This window comes from Mesorhizobium sp. B2-8-3 (assembly GCF_006440815.1).
In the GTDB taxonomy this organism is placed as follows: domain Bacteria; phylum Pseudomonadota; class Alphaproteobacteria; order Rhizobiales; family Rhizobiaceae; genus Mesorhizobium.
In genome coordinates, this window is the sequence record NZ_VFTW01000004.1 from 163,150 (window position 1) to 180,034 (window position 16,885).

The window sequence follows — 16,885 nt, forward strand, 5'->3', positions numbered from 1 at the left end:
CGATTCAATCCGCGTCGCAGATGCGCTGGCAGGTATTGGACGGCTGCGCGCGCCTTGCCCCGCTTTGCCTTGGCAGCGGCTTGAGCGCTCAACCGCGATCGCTGGCAACGCATCTTCAGCATTCTTGTTTCCAGCACACAGCCCAAGCCTCGCACACGACCTTCCAAAAAAATAGTGCAGCATAGGTCCTGCATCTGATACGCGCCAGCAATGACGGCTTTTGGGAAACAGCTGCATCACCCGAAACGTCTGAACGGAGGCGCAAAGCAGCCATTGCCTGGCTCGGGGCCTGATCCGGCTTAGAACATGCCGTTCATCGATGTCCGGTTCTGACCACAACAAAGGACCGTCTCGACCCACTCCCGCTCGCCCCGCGTTGTCCTCCGCCCCTAATCCAGCGTCCGCCTGAACCGCACCAGGGCCACGCCGGCAAACAGCGCCACGAACACCACCAGCCAGCCGATCTCGGTCGCCACCGCCGGCAGTTGGGCGCCCTTCAGCATGACCGCGCGGGTGATGCGCAGAAAATGCGTCAGCGGGAAGATCTCGCCAAAAGTCTGCGCCCAGCCCGGCATGCCGCGATAGGGGAACATGAAGCCCGACAGCATGATCGAGGGCAGGAAGAAGAAGAAGGTGAGCTGCAGCGCCTGCATCTGCGTGCGGGCGATGGTGGAGATCGAATAGCCGAGCAGCACCAGCGACAGCACGAACACCAGCACCGCTGACAACAACAGAGAAAGCGAGCCGGTGAAGGGGATGGCAAACAGAAGCTTCGCCGCGGCCAGCACCACCACCACTTGCACCGCGCCCACCACCAGATAGGGCAGCACCTTGCCGAGCATGATCTCCAGCGGGCTCGACGGCATGGCCAGAAGGTTTTCCATCGTGCCGCGCTCGGTCTCGCGCGTCAGCGCGATCGAGGTCATCATCACCATCGTCATCTGCAGGATGACGCCGAGCAGGCCGGGCACGATGTTGTATTGCGAGATGCCCTCGGGATTGTAGCGCCGGTGCACGACGACATCGAGCTGGCCGCGCGCCGCCTCCTTGGCGGTCTCCTGCGTGCCTTGCGCCCTGAGCAGCGCCTGGCCGGCCACGGTGCCCAGCGTCGAGATCGCGCCGCTGGCCACCGCCGGATCGGTGGCGTCGGCCTCGATCAGGATCTGCGGATTGTCGCCGCGCTCCACCCGTCGGGCGAAATCGGCGGGAATGGTGACGACGAAGGAGACATCGCCGCGCGACATCAGGAATTCGGCCTCGTCCGCGCTTTGCGCGACATGGTCGAAGCGGTAGTAGCCCGTCGTCTGCAGCGCCGAGACCATGGCGCGCGTATAGGGATCGCTGCTGGTCGCCACAAGAGCGGCCGGCAGGCTCTTCGGGTCGTTGTTGATCGCATAGCCGAACAGCACCAGCTGGATCAGCGGCACGCCCAGCATCATGGCGAAGGTGATGCGGTCGCGCCGCATCTGGATGAATTCCTTGATCAGCAGCGCGCCGAGCCTGGCGAAGGAGAAGACCGCGTTCATGCCATGTTGTCCTTCGAGCCGGCCATGAACTGGATGAACACATCCTCGAGGCTTGTCTCGCCGGGCTTCACCGTGACGCCCTTATGCTCCTTCTCGACATCGGCGAGCGCCTTTTCCAGCGCCGCCTTGTCGGAACCGACGACATGCAGCGTCGCGCCGAACGGCGCCACCTGGTCGACGCCCGGACGGCCCTGCAGGGCCTCGGCCACCTGGTCGAGCCGCGGCCCCTGCAGCACGAAAGTGGTCAGCCCGGCATTCTTCACCACCTCGTCCACCGTGCCGGTGGCAAGCATCTTGCCGTAGGAGATGTAGCTGATGCGGTGGCAGCGCTCGGCCTCGTCCATGTAATGGGTGGAAACGAGCACGGTCAGCCCGCCGCCGGCCAGCCGATGGATCTCGTCCCAGAACTCGCGCCGCGCCTTCGGGTCGACGCCGGCCGTCGGCTCGTCGAGCAGGAGCAGCTTCGGCTTGTGCATGATGCAGGCGGCCAGCGCCAGCCGCTGCTTCCAGCCGCCGGAAAGCGTGCCGGCCAGCTGGTCGCGGCGGCTCGCCAGGCCGAGCTCCTGAAGCGTGCGCGCGACATACTCCTCGACAGGCCTCAGCCGGTAGAGTCGCGCCACGAATTCGAGGTTCTCGCCGATCGTCAAATCCTCGTAGAACGAGAATTTCTGCGTCATGTAGCCGACTTCGCGCTTGATCTTGAGCGCGTCGCTGCGGATGTCGAAGCCCAGCACCGTGCCGTCGCCCTCGTCCGGCGTGAGCAGCCCGCACATGATGCGGATGGTCGTCGTCTTGCCCGAGCCGTTCGGCCCGAGGAAACCGACGATCTCGCCTTCGGCGACCGTCATCGTCACATGGTCGACGACGGTCTTGTCGCCGAAGCGCTTGACCAGGCCGCGAACGTCGATTGCGTTCATTGCCCGAGATCCGCGAGATCGACATCGACGATCTGGCCGGGCTGCAAGGGCCCGGCATTGCCGTCCGGCCGCGCTTCGACCAGATAGACCAGCTTCTGCCGGTTCTCGAGCGAATAGATCACCGGCGGCGTGAACTCCGGATCGGGCGAGACATAGCTGACGCGTGCCTTAAGCCCCGTCCCGCAGCCGTCGCAATGGACGTTGAGCTCGGTGCCGACCTTGACCGACGAGAAGGCGCTTTCCGGCACATAGACGCTGAGCTTCACGGCGCCGTCCGGCAGCACCGAGATCACCGGAGCGGTCGGCCCTGCGGTGTCGCCGGGATTGCGGATGACGTCGTTGACGTGCCCGGGCGAGGGTGCCGTCAGCACCCGCTTCGACAGCCGCCACTCGGCCTGCTCCAGGGTCGACTGCGCCTGCTTGACCTGGTTGTCGGCGGCCTTGATGGTCTCGGCCCGCGCCGGCAGGTTGCCGACGGCGAGATTGGCTTCCGCCTGGCCGACCTGGGCCGTGGCGGTCTCCAGCGAAGCCGAGGCGGTGTCGTAGTCGGCCTGGGTGCCGGTGCCGCGCTTGTAGAGGTCGCTCGCCCGGTCGTATTTGCGCTTGGCGTCGGCGGCCTGGGCTTTTGCCATGTCGACCTCGGCCTTGAGCACCGCGATTTCCTCGGGGCGCTTGCCGACCTGCAGGTCGGCAAGCTGGGCCTGCGCCTGCGCCAACGCCGCCTGCGCTTGCGCGACCTCGATCTTGGCGTCGGCGTCCTCGAGCGTCGCCACCGGCGTGCCGCTCTCGACGCGGTCGCCGCGCCTGACCGTCACCGTCGCCACCTGGGCCACTTCGATCGGCGCCATCAGCACATATTCGCCTTCGACATAGCCGACGGCCAAGGGCGCCGCCGGCGCGCAGGCGCCGAACAATTGGGCCGCGAGCGGCAGCGAACAGAGAAAGCTCATGATTTGCCCTTCTTGCCGGCGCGCGCATCGCGTGCCGCCAGCATCGCCCTGAGGTTGTCGGTCGCGACCGCCACCACCTTGGCGGCCTCTTCATTGCCGATCCCGCGCCAGCCCATCCGGCGCATCACCGCCTCGCGGCCGATGCGGAAATAGATGACCTGGCCGATCATGGTGAAGACGGTGAGCTTGGTCGTCTCGCTCTCGGCCGGTTCGCCGGTCGCCTGCTCCCAGATCTGGCACAGCCGCCGGTGCGTCGGCTCGAACACGCCGGCATAGATGCGGTCGAGCGCGGCGGTCGGATGCGAGAGCTCGCGAAGTACGAATTGTACGATCTCGCCGGCCTGCGGACTGGCCACGACGAAGCCCACCATCCGCTCGAGCGCTGCGAAAAGCTGGGCGCGGGCGGCTTCCGGCTCCGGCGACGCGGCGGCCTGATCACCGCCCAGCGCCTGGCCGGCGATCCCCTGGATGGTGTCGACGATAAAATCGGCGGCGGCGGCGCGCAGGCCTTCCTTGCCGCCGAAATGATAGGCGATCGAGCCGATATTGGCCTTGGCCTCGGCCGCGATCTCGCGCGTCGAGGTGCCGTCGAAACCTTGCCGCCCGAACAGCTTGAGCGCCGCGTGCACCAGCGCGGTGCGCGTCTGCTCGGCGGTGGTGGCCTCGCGCGGCTGCCTTTTTATGCTTGGCTGCTTGTTCATATTCAGACTTTAATCATTCGATTGATTAAAGTCAAGTTTGACTCCGAGTCGGCTTGCCTTCTCGACCCTCACAGGCTTTAGTGCCCGGCCATGGGCAAGGAAGTCGAGCGCAAATTCCTGGTCTCCGGTCCGGCCTGGCGCGACAGGGTCGAGGCGGAAATCCGCATTCGCCAGTTCTATGTCGCCGCCCAGCCCGGCCGCACGGTGCGCGTGCGCATCAGCGACGGGCGCTCCGCCAGGCTGACGCTGAAGTTCGGCGACAGGGCGCGCGAGCGCGATGAGTTCGAATATTCGATCCCGCTTGTCGAGGCCGAGGAACTGATGGCATTTGCGCTGGGGCGTGTCATCGAGAAGACACGCCACCATGTTAGACACCGCGGCTATCTCTATGAAGTCGATGTTTTCGGCGGAAAGCTCGCGGGGTTGGTGATCGCGGAGCTGGAGACGCCGGAGGACGTATCTGAGGAAATGCTGCCCGACTGGCTAGGTCGCGAGGTCACCGGCGAGTCGAAATTCTACAACGCGTCGCTGGCCCTCGGGGGGATTCCGGAGATCGCCGCATGAGCTTCCGCATCGATCCGCGCTTGCCGCTGACCGGCGAGGTCAGGCGCATATTGGCCGATGAGATCGGCAAGGCAATCGCCCATCTCGAGATGGCGCGCGAGAAGCCGGAGCAGGGACTGCACAAATGCCGCAAGCGGCTGAAGAGTGTGCGCGCCTTGCTGCGCCTGGTTCGTTCCGGGGACGAACCGTTCTGCCAGACCGAGAACGAATGCTATAAGCAGGTATCGGCGCTGCTGGCCGGGCCGCGCGAGGCAACCGCCTTGATCGAAACCATCGATCGCCTGGCCGATGCCTTTCCGGAACAATCCGCCGGCGGCGGTCTCGATCCCGTGCGCGAGCGGCTGGTGCTGCGCCAGCATGAGCTCCATGCCGGTCCCGGCCTCGACGCCGCCATCAATGCGGCGATAGCCGCTTGCCGGGAGGGCTTGGAGCGCATCGACAGGCTGGCCCTGCCCGACCAGCCGGAACAGGCCGCCGACATCCTCGCCGACGGCGCCCGCGCCACCTTGCGGCGGGCGAAGAAGGCGCTGGACAAGGCGGAGTCGCGCGGCGAGGACGAGGACTTTCACGACCTGCGCAAGGCGGTCAAGACGCATTCCATGCATCTGTCGCTGCTCGGCCGCCTGTGGCCGACGCCGATCAAGGCGCGCCGCAAGGCGGTCGACAGGTTCGGCGAGCAGCTCGGCGAATTGCACGACGTCTTCGTCATGCGCGCCCTGCTCGCCGCCGAAGGCGAGCCGCTCGGCTCCGCCGACGACACGAAGCTGCTGCGCAAGCTGCTGAAGCGCTCCGAAAAGAGCCTGACCAAGGCCTGCCTCGCCGATGCCGCCGACCTGTTCGGCGACAGCCCGAAACGCTCGGCCAAAAAACTCGCCCGCAAGGCGCGCGACGATCTCGCCGGACCCCAGGAAGAAGCGAAAGCGGCGTGACGCCCTTTTCTTCTCCCACAAGGGGTCCCAAAAGGGAGAAGCGGCAGAGCTACGCCGGCAGCGCCCGTTTCTCCTTCTCCGCCCGCGCGCCCGCATCCCTCGGATGCGGCCCGATCGGCATGATCGCGGGAAACGGCGTCGCGCCGAAAGCAAAGGTCCATTTGTAGCCGGTGAGCTGGTCCTCCGGCGTGGTGTGCTGGTCGTGATGGGCAAGCAGCCTGGCGCGCTCGGCGAGCTCCTCGGCCTCGCGCCGCAGCATCTCCGCCGTTTGCGGCCGCATGCGCCTGGAAAAGCTGATGAAGGTCGCGCCCTGCTCCATATGGCCGAGCGCCCAGCCGACAAAATTCTTGTTGGTCATCTCGAAATGCAGCTTCAGCGGTCCCTCGAAATCCCACTGGATCGGCGTGTCGACGAGCAGCCTTGCCGACAGGCCGCGCCCCAGCGCCACCAACCCGAGTTCCTCGAGATCGCGCAGGTAGAGGAACATCGAAGCTTCGCTCAAGCCTTGCGAGCGCATGATGCCTTCGGCCGTGAATTTCTCCGACAGCATGATGAAGACGAAGAGCAGCGCCGGCCGCGCCGCCAGGCGGCGCTCGATCTCCGGCCCGACGCGGTTGGCCGGGCCCGGTCCCCGGTTCATCGCGCCGAGCACGTTCTCCAGCTCGACATCGGCCGCGGCGCAGATCTCCATCAGCCGGTCGAGCTTGCAGTTCCGCTCATGGAAGATGCGCTTCACCGTCGGCTCGGAAACGCCCATGCGTTCGGCCAACGTCCGGTAGGTCAGGCCCTTGGCCTTCAGCGTCCGTTTCAGCGCCTCGAAGATCGGACCGTTCATGGAATGCGCCTCCTTCATCCGATTTGGTATCGAAGAACGATACTAGTCTTGTTCCGGCTTCCGGAAAAGTATCGAAAATACTAGCTCTCCGCCGTCATTGCAGGAGAGCACCCATGAAACGTCTCATCGCTTCCACCGTCGTCGCAACGATCGTCGTGTCTGTCGCGCAGGCCGGCGAACTCTGGCGCGCCACCGGCTTCGAGCAGCCGGAATCCGCGCTTGTCGATGCCGCCCACAACCGCATCGTCGTCTCCAACATTGCCGGCAATCCCGGCGACCCGGACGGCAATGGCTACTTGTCGCTTCTGTCGATGGACGGCAAGGTCATCGCTCGCCACTGGGTGGACAGCATGGACGCGCCCAAGGGCATGGCGATCGCCGGTGGCAGGCTCTATGCCGCCGACATCACCAAGGTGCGCGTCGTGGACCTCGCCAGCGGCAAACTGGTCGAGACAATCGACGTGCCGGGCGCCGTGTTTCTCAACGACATGACGCAGGACAGCGCCGGCAAGGTCTATGTCAGCGACATGCTGGCCGACACGGTCTATCGCATCGACGGCGACAGGCCGGAATTGTTCGTCAAGGACGCGCTGCTCGCCTCGCCCAATGGCGTGTTCGCCGACGGCGGCAGGCTGATCGTCGCGTCCTGGGGCAAGGGCATCAACAAGACCGATTTCAGCACCGCCGAGCCGGGCGGCCTGCTGTCGGTCGACCTCGCCACGAAGAAGGTCACGCCGCTGCCCGGCGCTCAAAATTTCGCCGACCTCGACGGCGTCATCGCCATTGGCGACACCATCTACGCCACCGCCTACATGACCGGCACGCTTTACAGCTACAAGACAGGCGGCGCGCCGATAGCCGTGGCGCAATTCAAGCCAGGCAGCGCCGACATCGGCACGGACGGTGAAAGGATCTTCGTGCCGCTGATGGGCGAGGGCGAAGTCGTGGCGCTGTCACTGGATTGAGCACGTCGCGGCGGAGAAGCATTGCAACGCCAGCGGGACAGCGTTTCGCATCTCGGCACTGCAGCGGCGAGGCGAGTTTTTCGCCTCGCCAATCGCGATTGGACCGCCATGTCGACGGCGCTGCCATCTGGTTTCGCCGCTTGCTCCGTACTATCCGGCTCCCATCCGTCACATGAGCGAAGCCGTGAAGACATCCAGCCTGACCGGCGCCGTTTCGCCGATGATCCCCGTGCTCATATGCGCGCTGGCGATCTTCCTGCTCTCCGGCATGGATGCGGCAATGAAGTCCCTGGCCCTCGCGGTCGGCGTCTACAACACGCTGCTGTGGCGCAGCCTGGTTGCCACGTTGGTCGCGGGCGCCGCCTGGTCGGCGGGGTCGCGTTCGAAGCCGAGCCTTCCGGTGCTGGGCCTGCATGCCCTGCGCGCCGCGATTGTCGGCGTCGTCCTGGTCTCGTTCTTCTGGGGTCTGGCGAGGCTGCCGCTCGCCGAGGCGATCGGGCTCAGCTTCGTCGCGCCGCTGTTTGCGCTTTTGCTTGCGGCCTTGTTGCTGGGCGAACGCATAAGGCGGCAGGCAATCTGGGCGTCGCTGGCCGGCATGGCGGGCGTCGCGATCATATTGGCCGGCCAGTTCGGTGCGGCAAGCCATTCGCAGGACGCCCTGCTTGGCACGGCCGCGGTGCTCGCATCGACGGTATTCTACGCCTACAATCTGATCCTCTCCCGGCAACAGGCGCTGCTGGCCAGGCCGGTCGAGATCATGCTGTTCCAGAACCTCTTCGTCGCGATCATCCTCGGTCTCGCAGCACCCTGGCTCGCGGTTGCGCTGCCGAGCGATCTCTGGCTTCCCTTGGGCGCGGTGGCGCTGCTGTCGCTCGCCGGGCAATTTTTGATGAGCTGGTCCTACGCCCGTGCCGAGGCGCAATATCTAATTCCGACCGAATACTCGGCCTTCATCTGGGCGATCGCGCTTGGCTGGTTCTTTTTCGGCGAAACGGTGGCCTGGACCACGCTGACGGGGGCATGCCTCATCGTCGCCGGCTGCCTGATTGCCGCGCGCGCCAATCCGAAGCTTGCCGAGCCGATCGAAGCGGCGATGTGAGAGAGCGCGGCATTGGGCGGTAAATCCGGCCGCAACGGCGCCGATTCTTCCGCACCGCCGCGGTGGCGGCTCAGCCCTGCGGGTTCTGCGACGCGGTAGTCTTGAGGCGCACGCCCCTGCCGCCGCGCTCGCTGGCCTGGTTCTCGCCGATCAGCTCCACGCCGACCTCGTCGAGCGCCTGGATGACCTTCGTCAGCGTGTCGACCACGCCTCGGACGACGCCGTCGCTCGCTTCCATGCGCTGGATCGTCGGCAGCGAGACGCCGGCGCGCTCGGCGAGCGTCTTCTGGTCGATGCCGGTCAACGCCCGCGCGGCGCGCATCTGTGCGGCAGTGATCATCGGCCGGAATCCGTCTTTGAAGCTGTAGGAGATGTATATTGTAAATATTACAATGTTTCAAGCATCATTTTATATGCCTCAGCCATCGATCAGTCGCTGTCGGCCACTACTTTGCGTCGCTGCAGCAGGCGCGCCGCAAGCCAGCACAGCATGGCCCATGCGAAGCCCGCGCACCAGCCGGCAAGCACGTCGGACGGCCAGTGCACGCCAAGATAGACGCGGCTGGCGCCGATCAGCACCGTGGTGAGCACGGCAAGGCCAAGCACGAAGACTTTCGTCCTGCGGTCCGGCAGGAAGCGGGCCGCCAGCGAGCCGAGGGTCAGATAGGTCACCGCCGACAGCATCGCGTGGCCGCTGGGAAACGAGAGCGAAGTCTCGGTGACGAGATGCGAGACGAGATCGGGGCGCGGCCGGTCGACCTCGAATTTGAGCAGGCTGGAAAGCACTTGCCCGCCCGCCACGGCCGCGAACATGAACAGAGCTGTCAGGGGTCTGCGGAGCAAGAGCAGATAGACGATCGTCGCCGTCGTGATCAGCGCCAGCACGGCGGTGCTGCCCAGCGCGGTGACGTCGCGCACCGCGCCTTCGAGCCAGGGTGGACCGATCGGACTGTCCGGCTGCCCGGCATGGCGGAAGGCAAGCAGGATTTCCGTATCGAAGGCATGTGGCGTGGTGGCGCGCGCCACCTCGATGAGCTCCACCAGGCCCCATAGACCGCCGGCGATCGCCAGCCCGGCCAGCAGCACCGGGAATTCCAACTTGTTGAGCAGCGCGTTGGCGGTCGATTTCATTCGGGCCCTTGGGTCCAGCTACAGCCGTTGCATATAGGGCCCGAGCGTGATCAGCGCGACGGCGGCGACCGCCAGCACCATGCCGGTCGCTTGCAAGGCGTTTAGCCGTTCGCCGAAGAAGGCGAGCGCCACGGCATTGACCGAGACGAGCTGGATGACCGCCGACAGGCTGAACGACACCGACATGCCGAACTCGCGCACCAGCCGCAGCATGATCAGATTGCCGGCCGTGTAGAGCGCCAGGGTCAAAAGAAGCTTGGCCAGGCTCGGCGCCATCCCCCAATGCTTGGCCGCCATCGCCGCCAGCAGGAACATCACCGTCGAAATGCCGAGCTGCGCCAGTCCCCAGAAACTCACCTTGTCGTCCCCTTCTTGAAGCGCCATCGCCACGCCGGCCGCAGCCTTTGTTTCCGAAGCGGACGAAACCGTCAAGCTGGGTGGTGGAGGATAGGGCGAAGGCCGCGGCAAGCCCCTTCTCCCCGTCACTATACGGGTGAAAGGGACCGACATCGACGACTTCGCCAATCACCGGGGGTACATCGAAGCCATGTCACGAAAATGTGATCGGCGCGCTTTAGGGGTCGAAAGGTCAAAATCCCAGCCACCTCAAGAAGCCAGAGGAATCCCATGACCGTGACCCCTGAGACCCGCTTCCGCACCAGCCTGCTCGAGGAAAATGACGGCCCGCCCGTCAATCCGACCGACAACCGCACCATGGGCGAGATCATCGCCGCGCGTTTCTCGCGCCGCGGCTTTCTCATGGGCTCGCTGGCCGTCTCGGCCATTGCCGCCACCGTCAGCCCGCTAGCGCTGATCGCCGCCGACGAGGCGCGCGCCGCAGAGGCTTCGGCCTTCAAGTTCGACGAGCTCGAGGCCGGCATCGACGACAAGCACCATGTCGCGCCGGGCTATGACGCCGACGTGCTGTTGCGCTGGGGCGATCCGCTGTTCGCCGACTCACCGGAGTTCGATCCGGCAAAACAATCGGCCGAAGCCCAGGCCAGACAGTTCGGCTACAACAACGACTATGTCGGCTATATCCCGATCGACGGCTCCGCCGAGCACGGCTTGCTGGTGGTCAATCACGAATACACCAACCCGCATCTGATGTTCCCCGGCATCGTCTCGATCGTCGAGAAGGACGGCAAGAAGGCCGCCGAGGTGGCGCCGCTCTCCAAGGAGCAGGTCGATGTCGAGATGGCCGCGCATGGCGGCACGATCGTCGAAATCCGCAAGCAGGGCGGCAAGTGGCAGGTCGTGCGCGACGGCAAGCTCAACCGCCGCATCACCTCCAACACCGAGATGGCGCTGTCCGGCCCGGTCGCCGGCCATGATCGCGTCAAGACCAATGCCGATCCGTCCGGCGCCAAGGTCATAGGCACCGTCAACAACTGCGCCGGCGGCGTCACGCCCTGGGGCACCTATGTGATGGCCGAGGAGAACATCCACGGCTATTTCTCGGGCGAATTGCCGGAGGGCCACAGGGAAGCCGCCAATTACAAGCGCCTCGGCATCCCCGAAGGCGCCTATGAGTGGGGCGCGCATTATGATCGCTTCAACCTTGCCAAGGAGCCGAATGAGCCCAATCGCTTCGGCTGGATCGTCGAGGTCGATGTCAACGATCCGGCTTCGGTGCCGAGGAAGCGCACCGCCATGGGCCGTTTCAAGCATGAGGGCGCCGAATCGATCGTCGCCAGGGATGGCCGCGTCGTCTTCTATCTCGGCGACGACGAACGCTTCGACTACGTCTACAAATTCGTCACCGCCGGCAAGTTCAATCCCGATGACCGCGCGGCCAACATGAACCTGCTCGACGACGGCACGCTGCATGTGGCGAAGTTCGCCGAGGACGGCTCGGTAGAATGGATGCCGATCGTGTTCGGGCAGGGCCCGCTGACGGCCGAGAACGGTTTTGCGTCCCAGGCCGACGTGCTCATCGAGACGCGGCGCGCCGCCGACCTGCTCGGCGCCACCAAGATGGACCGGCCGGAGGACATCCAGCCGAATGCCGGCAACGGCAAGGTCTATGTCATGCTGACCAACAACACCAAGCGCAAGGCCGAGCAGGTCGACGCCGCCAATCCGCGCGCCGGCAACGCCTTCGGCCACATCATCGAGATCATCGAGGACGGCGGCGACTTCGCCGCCCCCAAGGGCAAATGGGAAGTGCTGCTGAAATGCGGCGATCCGTCGGTGGCCGATGTCGGCGCCACCTTCTCCACCGCGACCACCGCCCATGGCTGGTTCGGCATGCCGGACAATTGCGCCGTCGATTCGGCCGGACGTCTGTGGGTCGCCACCGACGGCCAGGGTCCGAAGGCCACCGGCCGCACCGATGGCCTGTGGGCGGTCGACACCGAAGGCCCGGCGCGCGCGACTTCAAAACTGTTCTTCCGCGTGCCGATCGGCGCCGAAATGTGCGGCCCGCTCTTCGCGCCGGACGACCAGACCGCTTTCGTCGCCGTCCAGCATCCGGGCGACGGCGGCGAGGACTGGGAAGGCTTTGGCCGCCCGTCCTATTACGAGGACCCGTCGACCCGCTGGCCGGACTTCAAGCCGGACATGCCGGTGCGGCCGTCCGTCGTTGCGATTACGAAGCAGGGCGGCGGCAAGATCGCGGTGTGATGCGCTGAGGGTAGCGCAAACGTTGGGGATTGGCGGAAGCCTCCCCAACGTCGTCATTCTAGGGCGAAGCAGGAGCGAAGCTCCGTCGCGGACCCTGCAATCCATGCCGTGACCGCGATCACAGGGCGCAGCGGAGCAGAATTCTGCACGTTGCAACGCTCGCATGTCACGGAATGGATCCTCGGGTCTGCGCTGCGTCGCTGCGCTCCTCGCTCCGCCCGTGGATGACGAAGCCGAGCAGTCACTTCGCGCGTTGAAGCATCGCCATGTTCATCCTGTTCCTCAGGCGGAAGCCGATCGACTCGTAAAGCCCGATCCCGCAGCATTGCTGTCATAGGCGTGCAGGTACGCGACCTCGCCGCGTGCCGCGATCCGGCCCGCCACGAACACCGACAGCAGGCGGGCAAGGCCGCGGAAATCCGGATGCGTGCAGACGCCGCTGAGTTCCGGGCAACCGGGCTGCCTCATGCGCTCGCCGGCCATCGCCGCCAGCCTGCCGTCGATCCTGATGCCCCAGAAATCGCCGAGGCTCGGCGCCTCCAGCGTGAACGGCCGGGCTTGGTGAGAGACGCGAGCAAACAGCGCCACGCTGCGCGTCACGCCCGGTTGCGCGACGCCGAGGGACTGCGCCAAGCCGACGCGCGCATGGCGCGTTTCGCCCGGCCGATGGACGATACTGGACGCTTTCGGACGTTTGCCCTTCATTCGCCGCCAATTGCATCCTATATCGCGCTGGCGCGACGTGGCCGGCAGCGGTCGCCAGCGATTCGCGACCTGAGGGCGGCAGGTCATCCATTCTTGGCACGCGGAGCTCATGGCGCCCCTGCGCATCTATTTCGACAGGCTTCTCGACGCCGTGGCGCCCAAGGTTCCGCGGCGCGAACTGACCGATGCCGAGCGCCTGGCGCTGGTGCGCCGCCACGGCGATTTCTCGCTCGCCTATTCCACGGCCGTGCAGAAGAAACTGTCCTATTTCAGCGATGGCGACGGCTATATCGCCTTCGGCACCAAGATGAGCCGTCATTTCGCGCTGGGCGATCCGGTCGCCGACCCGGCCGACCGCCCGGCCTATATCAAGCGATTCGTCGAGGCCGGCGGCGGCCCGTGGTTCGTCCAGGTCGGCGCCGATACCGCCAAGGTGCTGGCCGGTCTCGGCTACCAGGTCAATCGCCTCGGCATCGACACCAGGCTGCTTTTGCCGGCGCATGATTTTTCCGGCAAGCGCAACGAGACCGTGCGCTATTCCGAACGCTGGCTGATGAAGAAGGGTTTTATCCTCGCCGAGGACAGGGGCGACGGGCTGCAGGAGGAGATCATTCAGCTTTCCGCCGACTGGCGCAAGGAGCGCATCATCAAGCGCTGGGAGATGGGTTTCCTCAACCGCCGCTTCTCCGAAGAGCTCGGCGCCGACATGCGCCGCTTCCTTCTGCACGGCCCCGAAGGCCGGCTTCTCGCCATTCTCGATTTCGACCCGCTGTTTCGCGACGGCAAGGTCATCGGCTACACCACCTCCTTCAAGCGCAAGCAGGTCGACGCGACGCCGCATGCTGAAATCGGCTTGACCAAATTCGCCGTCGACCGCTTTCGCGAGGAAGGCATTTCTGAGGTGACGCTCGGCCTCTCGCCGCTGCTCGATATCGAGCCGAGCGGCTTCGCCGAATCGGATTTCTGGCGCGGCGCCTTCCAGCGCGCCTACAACTCGCCTTGGGTCAACCGCTCGCGCTTCAACCTGCAGGGCCAGGCGGCCTTCAAGCGCCGCTTCCACGGCGTCGAGGAGCCGACCTACATCGCCTTCCGCAAAGGGACTTTCGTGGAAATGCTGGGGCTGCTGCGCCTGCTGAAGGCGATTTGAGCCGGCAAACGCCGGGCCCCAAGGCACTTATTGGGATTGCTGCCGATCTATCAAATGCTTGCGGAAAAACGCCAGCACCTCCGCGTTGAACGCCTTATGAAACGCCGCGCGGTCGAATCCCGGGGCGTCGACGCAGGCGTCGTTGCGGCTCTGCGGCGGGCACGGCGTCAGGAATGAGAAATGGACGGCGTTGGGCACGGTGCGAAAGTCCGGCCTCGCGGGCAGCAAGCCGGCAAGCGTTGCGATGTCCTTCGGCGATGCGCCGGCGCCGCCGCCCAGCTGCGACGCCCAGAGCTGGAGCGGAACCTGGACGTCCTTGACGCTGTCCGCGGTCTGGAAAACGACGCTCAACGGATCGGCGACGACGATCGCCTTGATGCGCGCATCGTGGGTCAATGATTCCGCCGGCAGGCTGTGCCCGGCAGTCTGGACCTGGCTTGTTGACGGCGGACAGTTCACCGCCTTCGGATCGGCGCAGCGCGGGGGTAGTTTGTTGAAGTCCGGATTGGCGCCGCCAATGACGAGGCCTGTATAGCCTCCTTGCGAGAAACCGTAAAAGCCGATCCGCTGTGCGTCGATCCCCGCAGCGTCGGGGAAAGCGCCGAGCATGAAGTCTATCGTGCGCTTGATATCGGCCGGACGCCGCCGAAGCGGCTTCAGCCCGTTCGCTTCGCTCATGTCGGCATGATTTGCGTGCGGGTGATTGATGGCCACGACCATGAAACCGGCGTCTGCAAGCGCTTCGGCGGTGTCGTGATGGCCAAGATACCAGCCGCCATAGCCGTGCGAGATGACGATCAGCGGCATTTTCTCAGCCGCGATTGGACAGTCGAGCACGGCGGAAACGGTCGTGCCCTTGACCTTCACCTTTTGAGGAGCCTCAGCGCAAGGCGACCACACGGCCGCGTCGATTGCGGGGCCGTCGGCGTCGTCGGCAATGTGAACGAATTTCAGGCCAGCGGCGTGTCCCAGCGAGGCGGCGAGGCTCAGCATGGCGGCGAGAAGGAAGCGTGGGTGAATCATGAGAGTGCCTCCTGTTCGGCGGGCTGCATAAACAAGTACCTTGCATAAGAAGGTAGCTTGTTATATCTATCTTGTAAACCGGAACGGCCGGTGAACCGGAAGCTGGCATGACCGACTCGATCCAGGTGCAATTGCGAAAAGGCGCGCTCGATCTGTGCGTGCTGGCTGTGCTGTCGCGCGGCGAAAGCTACGGCTATGAGATCGCCAGCCAGCTCGTCGCCGCTGTCGGCATGGGGGAAGGCACGATCTATCCGCTGATGCGCCGCATGCAGAATGACGGCCTGGTCGCCACGCGCATCGTGGAATCGAGCAACGGGCCGCCCCGCAAATATTACCGGCTTACGCCGCAGGGCCAGCAGGCGTTCGAAGCACATCGCCGCGATTGGCGCGCGTTTGCCCGCGCCATCGACAAACTTCTCGAGGATCTGCCATGACCAAGGATGCTTTCCTGCAGACGCTGCGGCAGAGGCTTGCCGGCCTGCCGGCGCATGAGATCGACGACATCGTCGGCGACTACAGCGCCCATTTCGCCGATGCGTCGGGCCGCAGCGAAGCGGAAGTCGCGGCGGCGTTGGGCGACCCGGCCAGACTCGCCCGCGAATTGCGCGCCGAAGCCGGACTGCGCCGCCTGGAGGCGCATTGGAGCATGTCCAACATGCTGGCGGCGACGCTCGCGCTTGCCGGCCTTGCCTTCGTCGACCTCGTCCTGTTGCTGCCGTTGCTCTTGACCGCGGTCATCCTCAGTATAGGCCTCGGCATCACGCTCGTCGCCATCGGCGCGCTGGGCATCAAGATCGTCCTTTCGACGCTGCTCTTCGACCCTGCGGGCACGCTCGCGGCGACACTCGGCCGCCTCTTCATCGGCGCCGGGCTGGTGAGCAGTTTTGTCGGCGGCGGCGCGTTGCTGCTGCTCGGTTTCAATGCCGGCATACGCGTCGTCGGACGCTATGCGCGCCTGCATTCGCGGTTGGCACAGCTTGACCGCAACCAGGCTTGAACTTTGTCATCACGTTGAAGGAACCGGACAATGACTGGAAAACTGGCATTCGTCGCGTCAGCGGGGCTGATCGGGTCAATCGTCTTGCTGGCAATGGGCATCGGACTTTCCGGGCCGGACTGGGTCTATGCCGGCGGCTCGTGGATCGGCGAGCAATCCACTTGTGGAAAGTCCACGTCCACCACGAAAGAGGTCACGCTGACCTTCAGCGCCGGCGACAGTTTCACCATCGCCGTGCCGGCATCGGTGCGCTACCAGCCCGGGGACAAGGCGCAAGCCGTCGTCAGCGGCGATTCGGTTCTGGTCGATCATGTGCGGATGGAAGGCAGCAAGATCAGCCTCGACTGCAATCCCGGCTGGTTCAACAACCGGGTCGACGTCACCCTGTCGGGACCCACGATAACGGACTGGAAGATATTGGGCAGCGGCGACCTTGCCCTGGACAAGATCAACCAGCCGGCGCTGCTGCTGGACATCCGCGGCAGCGGCAGTGTTACCGCCGCCGGAACGGCTCAGACCATCGATCTCAGGGTCTCTGGTTCAGGCAGCGGGCACCTCAAGGATCTGACCGCGCAATCCGCGAAGATCGACATTCGCGGCAGCGGCGATGCCGAAATCACCGCGCAGGCGGACGCCGATGTCCTGATCTCCGGCAGCGGCGACGTCGATATCTACGGACATCCGACGATGCGGCGTTCCGAGGTGCGCGGCAGCGGCAGCATCTCGCAGCACTAGAGCATGATCCCGAAAAGTGGGAACCGGTTTTCGGAA

18 protein-coding genes and 1 pseudogene are annotated in these 16,885 nt (G+C 65.2%); 9 read left to right on the forward strand and 10 right to left on the reverse strand.

Translation table 11 applies throughout. The features are described 5' to 3' along the window. Positions 1-389 precede the first annotated feature (389 nt). The 4 genes from FJ418_RS08525 to FJ418_RS08540 are packed head-to-tail and all read right to left on the reverse strand — an operon-like array spanning position 390 to position 4,094. Positions 390-1,526: an ABC transporter permease gene (locus tag FJ418_RS08525; RefSeq protein ID WP_140864821.1), complete on the reverse strand. Its 1,137-nt coding sequence runs from the start codon at positions 1,524-1,526 to the stop codon at positions 390-392. Continuing rightward, entirely contained in the window at positions 1,523-2,443 is a 921-nt protein-coding gene (locus FJ418_RS08530) for an ABC transporter ATP-binding protein (RefSeq protein ID WP_140864823.1), read from the reverse strand. Before FJ418_RS08530 ends, FJ418_RS08525 begins: the two co-directional genes overlap by 4 nt. After that, positions 2,440-3,393: an HlyD family efflux transporter periplasmic adaptor subunit gene (locus FJ418_RS08535; RefSeq protein WP_140645906.1), complete on the reverse strand. Its 954-nt coding sequence runs from the start codon at positions 3,391-3,393 to the stop codon at positions 2,440-2,442. Before FJ418_RS08535 ends, FJ418_RS08530 begins: the two co-directional genes overlap by 4 nt. Next, positions 3,390-4,094: a DUF1956 domain-containing protein gene (locus FJ418_RS08540; protein ID WP_140864825.1), complete on the reverse strand. Its 705-nt coding sequence runs from the start codon at positions 4,092-4,094 to the stop codon at positions 3,390-3,392. Before FJ418_RS08540 ends, FJ418_RS08535 begins: the two co-directional genes overlap by 4 nt. Before the next feature lie 90 nt (positions 4,095-4,184). On the opposite strand from FJ418_RS08540, the gene FJ418_RS08545 reads away from it, so the two are divergent. Together FJ418_RS08545 and FJ418_RS08550 are read left to right on the forward strand one after the other, a co-directional pair. Then, positions 4,185-4,658 (forward strand): CYTH domain-containing protein, encoded by a 474-nt coding sequence (locus FJ418_RS08545; RefSeq protein WP_140864827.1) that lies wholly within the window; start codon positions 4,185-4,187, stop codon positions 4,656-4,658. After that, positions 4,655-5,587 carry a CHAD domain-containing protein gene (locus tag FJ418_RS08550; protein WP_140859439.1) on the forward strand — a complete coding sequence of 311 codons (933 nt, stop codon included), beginning with the start codon at positions 4,655-4,657 and terminating at the stop codon, positions 5,585-5,587. Before FJ418_RS08545 ends, FJ418_RS08550 begins: the two co-directional genes overlap by 4 nt. Before the next feature lie 49 nt (positions 5,588-5,636). On the opposite strand, the gene FJ418_RS08555 is transcribed toward FJ418_RS08550, so the two are convergent. After that, entirely contained in the window at positions 5,637-6,422 is a 786-nt protein-coding gene (locus tag FJ418_RS08555; RefSeq protein WP_140864829.1) for a helix-turn-helix transcriptional regulator, read from the reverse strand. Between the two features lie 113 nt (positions 6,423-6,535). Here FJ418_RS08555 and FJ418_RS08560 point away from each other — a divergent pair, with 113 nt between their 5' ends. Together FJ418_RS08560 and FJ418_RS08565 are read left to right on the forward strand one after the other, a co-directional pair. Further along, entirely contained in the window at positions 6,536-7,387 is an 852-nt protein-coding gene (locus FJ418_RS08560) for an ATP/GTP-binding protein (protein ID WP_140864830.1), read from the forward strand. Between the two features lie 172 nt (positions 7,388-7,559). Then, positions 7,560-8,486: a DMT family transporter gene (locus FJ418_RS08565; protein ID WP_140864832.1), complete on the forward strand. Its 927-nt coding sequence runs from the start codon at positions 7,560-7,562 to the stop codon at positions 8,484-8,486. Positions 8,487-8,556: 70 nt separating this feature from the next. Here FJ418_RS08565 and FJ418_RS08570 read toward each other — a convergent pair whose 3' ends face one another. The 3 genes from FJ418_RS08570 to FJ418_RS08580 all read right to left on the reverse strand — a co-directional run bounded on the left by FJ418_RS08570 (position 8,557) and on the right by FJ418_RS08580 (position 9,974). Further along, complete coding sequence (locus FJ418_RS08570; protein ID WP_140864834.1) at positions 8,557-8,826, reverse strand: helix-turn-helix transcriptional regulator; 270 nt, start codon at positions 8,824-8,826, stop codon at positions 8,557-8,559. 89 nt (positions 8,827-8,915) lie between these two features. Next, positions 8,916-9,617 carry a phosphatase PAP2 family protein gene (locus FJ418_RS08575; RefSeq protein WP_140864836.1) on the reverse strand — a complete coding sequence of 234 codons (702 nt, stop codon included), beginning with the start codon at positions 9,615-9,617 and terminating at the stop codon, positions 8,916-8,918. Between the two features lie 18 nt (positions 9,618-9,635). Further along, on the reverse strand, positions 9,636-9,974 hold the full coding sequence (locus FJ418_RS08580; protein ID WP_140645897.1) for a hypothetical protein: 339 nt from the start codon (positions 9,972-9,974) through the stop codon (positions 9,636-9,638). 270 nt (positions 9,975-10,244) lie between these two features. Here FJ418_RS08580 and FJ418_RS08585 point away from each other — a divergent pair, with 270 nt between their 5' ends. After that, positions 10,245-12,242 carry a PhoX family phosphatase gene (locus FJ418_RS08585; RefSeq protein WP_140864838.1) on the forward strand — a complete coding sequence of 666 codons (1,998 nt, stop codon included), beginning with the start codon at positions 10,245-10,247 and terminating at the stop codon, positions 12,240-12,242. A gap of 241 nt (positions 12,243-12,483) precedes the next feature. Here FJ418_RS08585 and FJ418_RS32350 read toward each other — a convergent pair. Then, positions 12,484-12,794: pseudogene (locus FJ418_RS32350) on the reverse strand (GNAT family N-acetyltransferase); the annotation flags it as partial. 262 nt (positions 12,795-13,056) lie between these two features. On the opposite strand from FJ418_RS32350, the gene FJ418_RS08595 reads away from it, so the two are divergent. Next, on the forward strand, positions 13,057-14,094 hold the full coding sequence (locus tag FJ418_RS08595; RefSeq protein ID WP_140864839.1) for a phosphatidylglycerol lysyltransferase domain-containing protein: 1,038 nt from the start codon (positions 13,057-13,059) through the stop codon (positions 14,092-14,094). Between the two features lie 27 nt (positions 14,095-14,121). Here FJ418_RS08595 and FJ418_RS08600 read toward each other — a convergent pair whose 3' ends face one another. Continuing rightward, a complete protein-coding gene (locus tag FJ418_RS08600) occupies positions 14,122-15,117 on the reverse strand; it encodes a dienelactone hydrolase (RefSeq protein WP_140864841.1) in 996 nt (331 codons plus the stop codon). Positions 15,118-15,224: 107 nt separating this feature from the next. Here FJ418_RS08600 and FJ418_RS08605 point away from each other — a divergent pair, with 107 nt between their 5' ends. From FJ418_RS08605 to FJ418_RS08615, 3 genes are read left to right on the forward strand one after another with little or no spacing between them, the layout of a single operon-like run. Then, entirely contained in the window at positions 15,225-15,551 is a 327-nt protein-coding gene (locus FJ418_RS08605; RefSeq protein ID WP_140864843.1) for a PadR family transcriptional regulator, read from the forward strand. Further along, positions 15,548-16,114, forward strand: coding sequence for a DUF1700 domain-containing protein (locus FJ418_RS08610; protein ID WP_140864845.1), 567 nt, complete (start codon positions 15,548-15,550; stop codon positions 16,112-16,114). The genes FJ418_RS08605 and FJ418_RS08610 overlap by 4 nt, the downstream gene beginning before the upstream one ends. Before the next feature lie 30 nt (positions 16,115-16,144). Next, positions 16,145-16,849 (forward strand): DUF2807 domain-containing protein, encoded by a 705-nt coding sequence (locus FJ418_RS08615; protein ID WP_140864847.1) that lies wholly within the window; start codon positions 16,145-16,147, stop codon positions 16,847-16,849. Positions 16,850-16,885 lie beyond the last annotated feature (36 nt).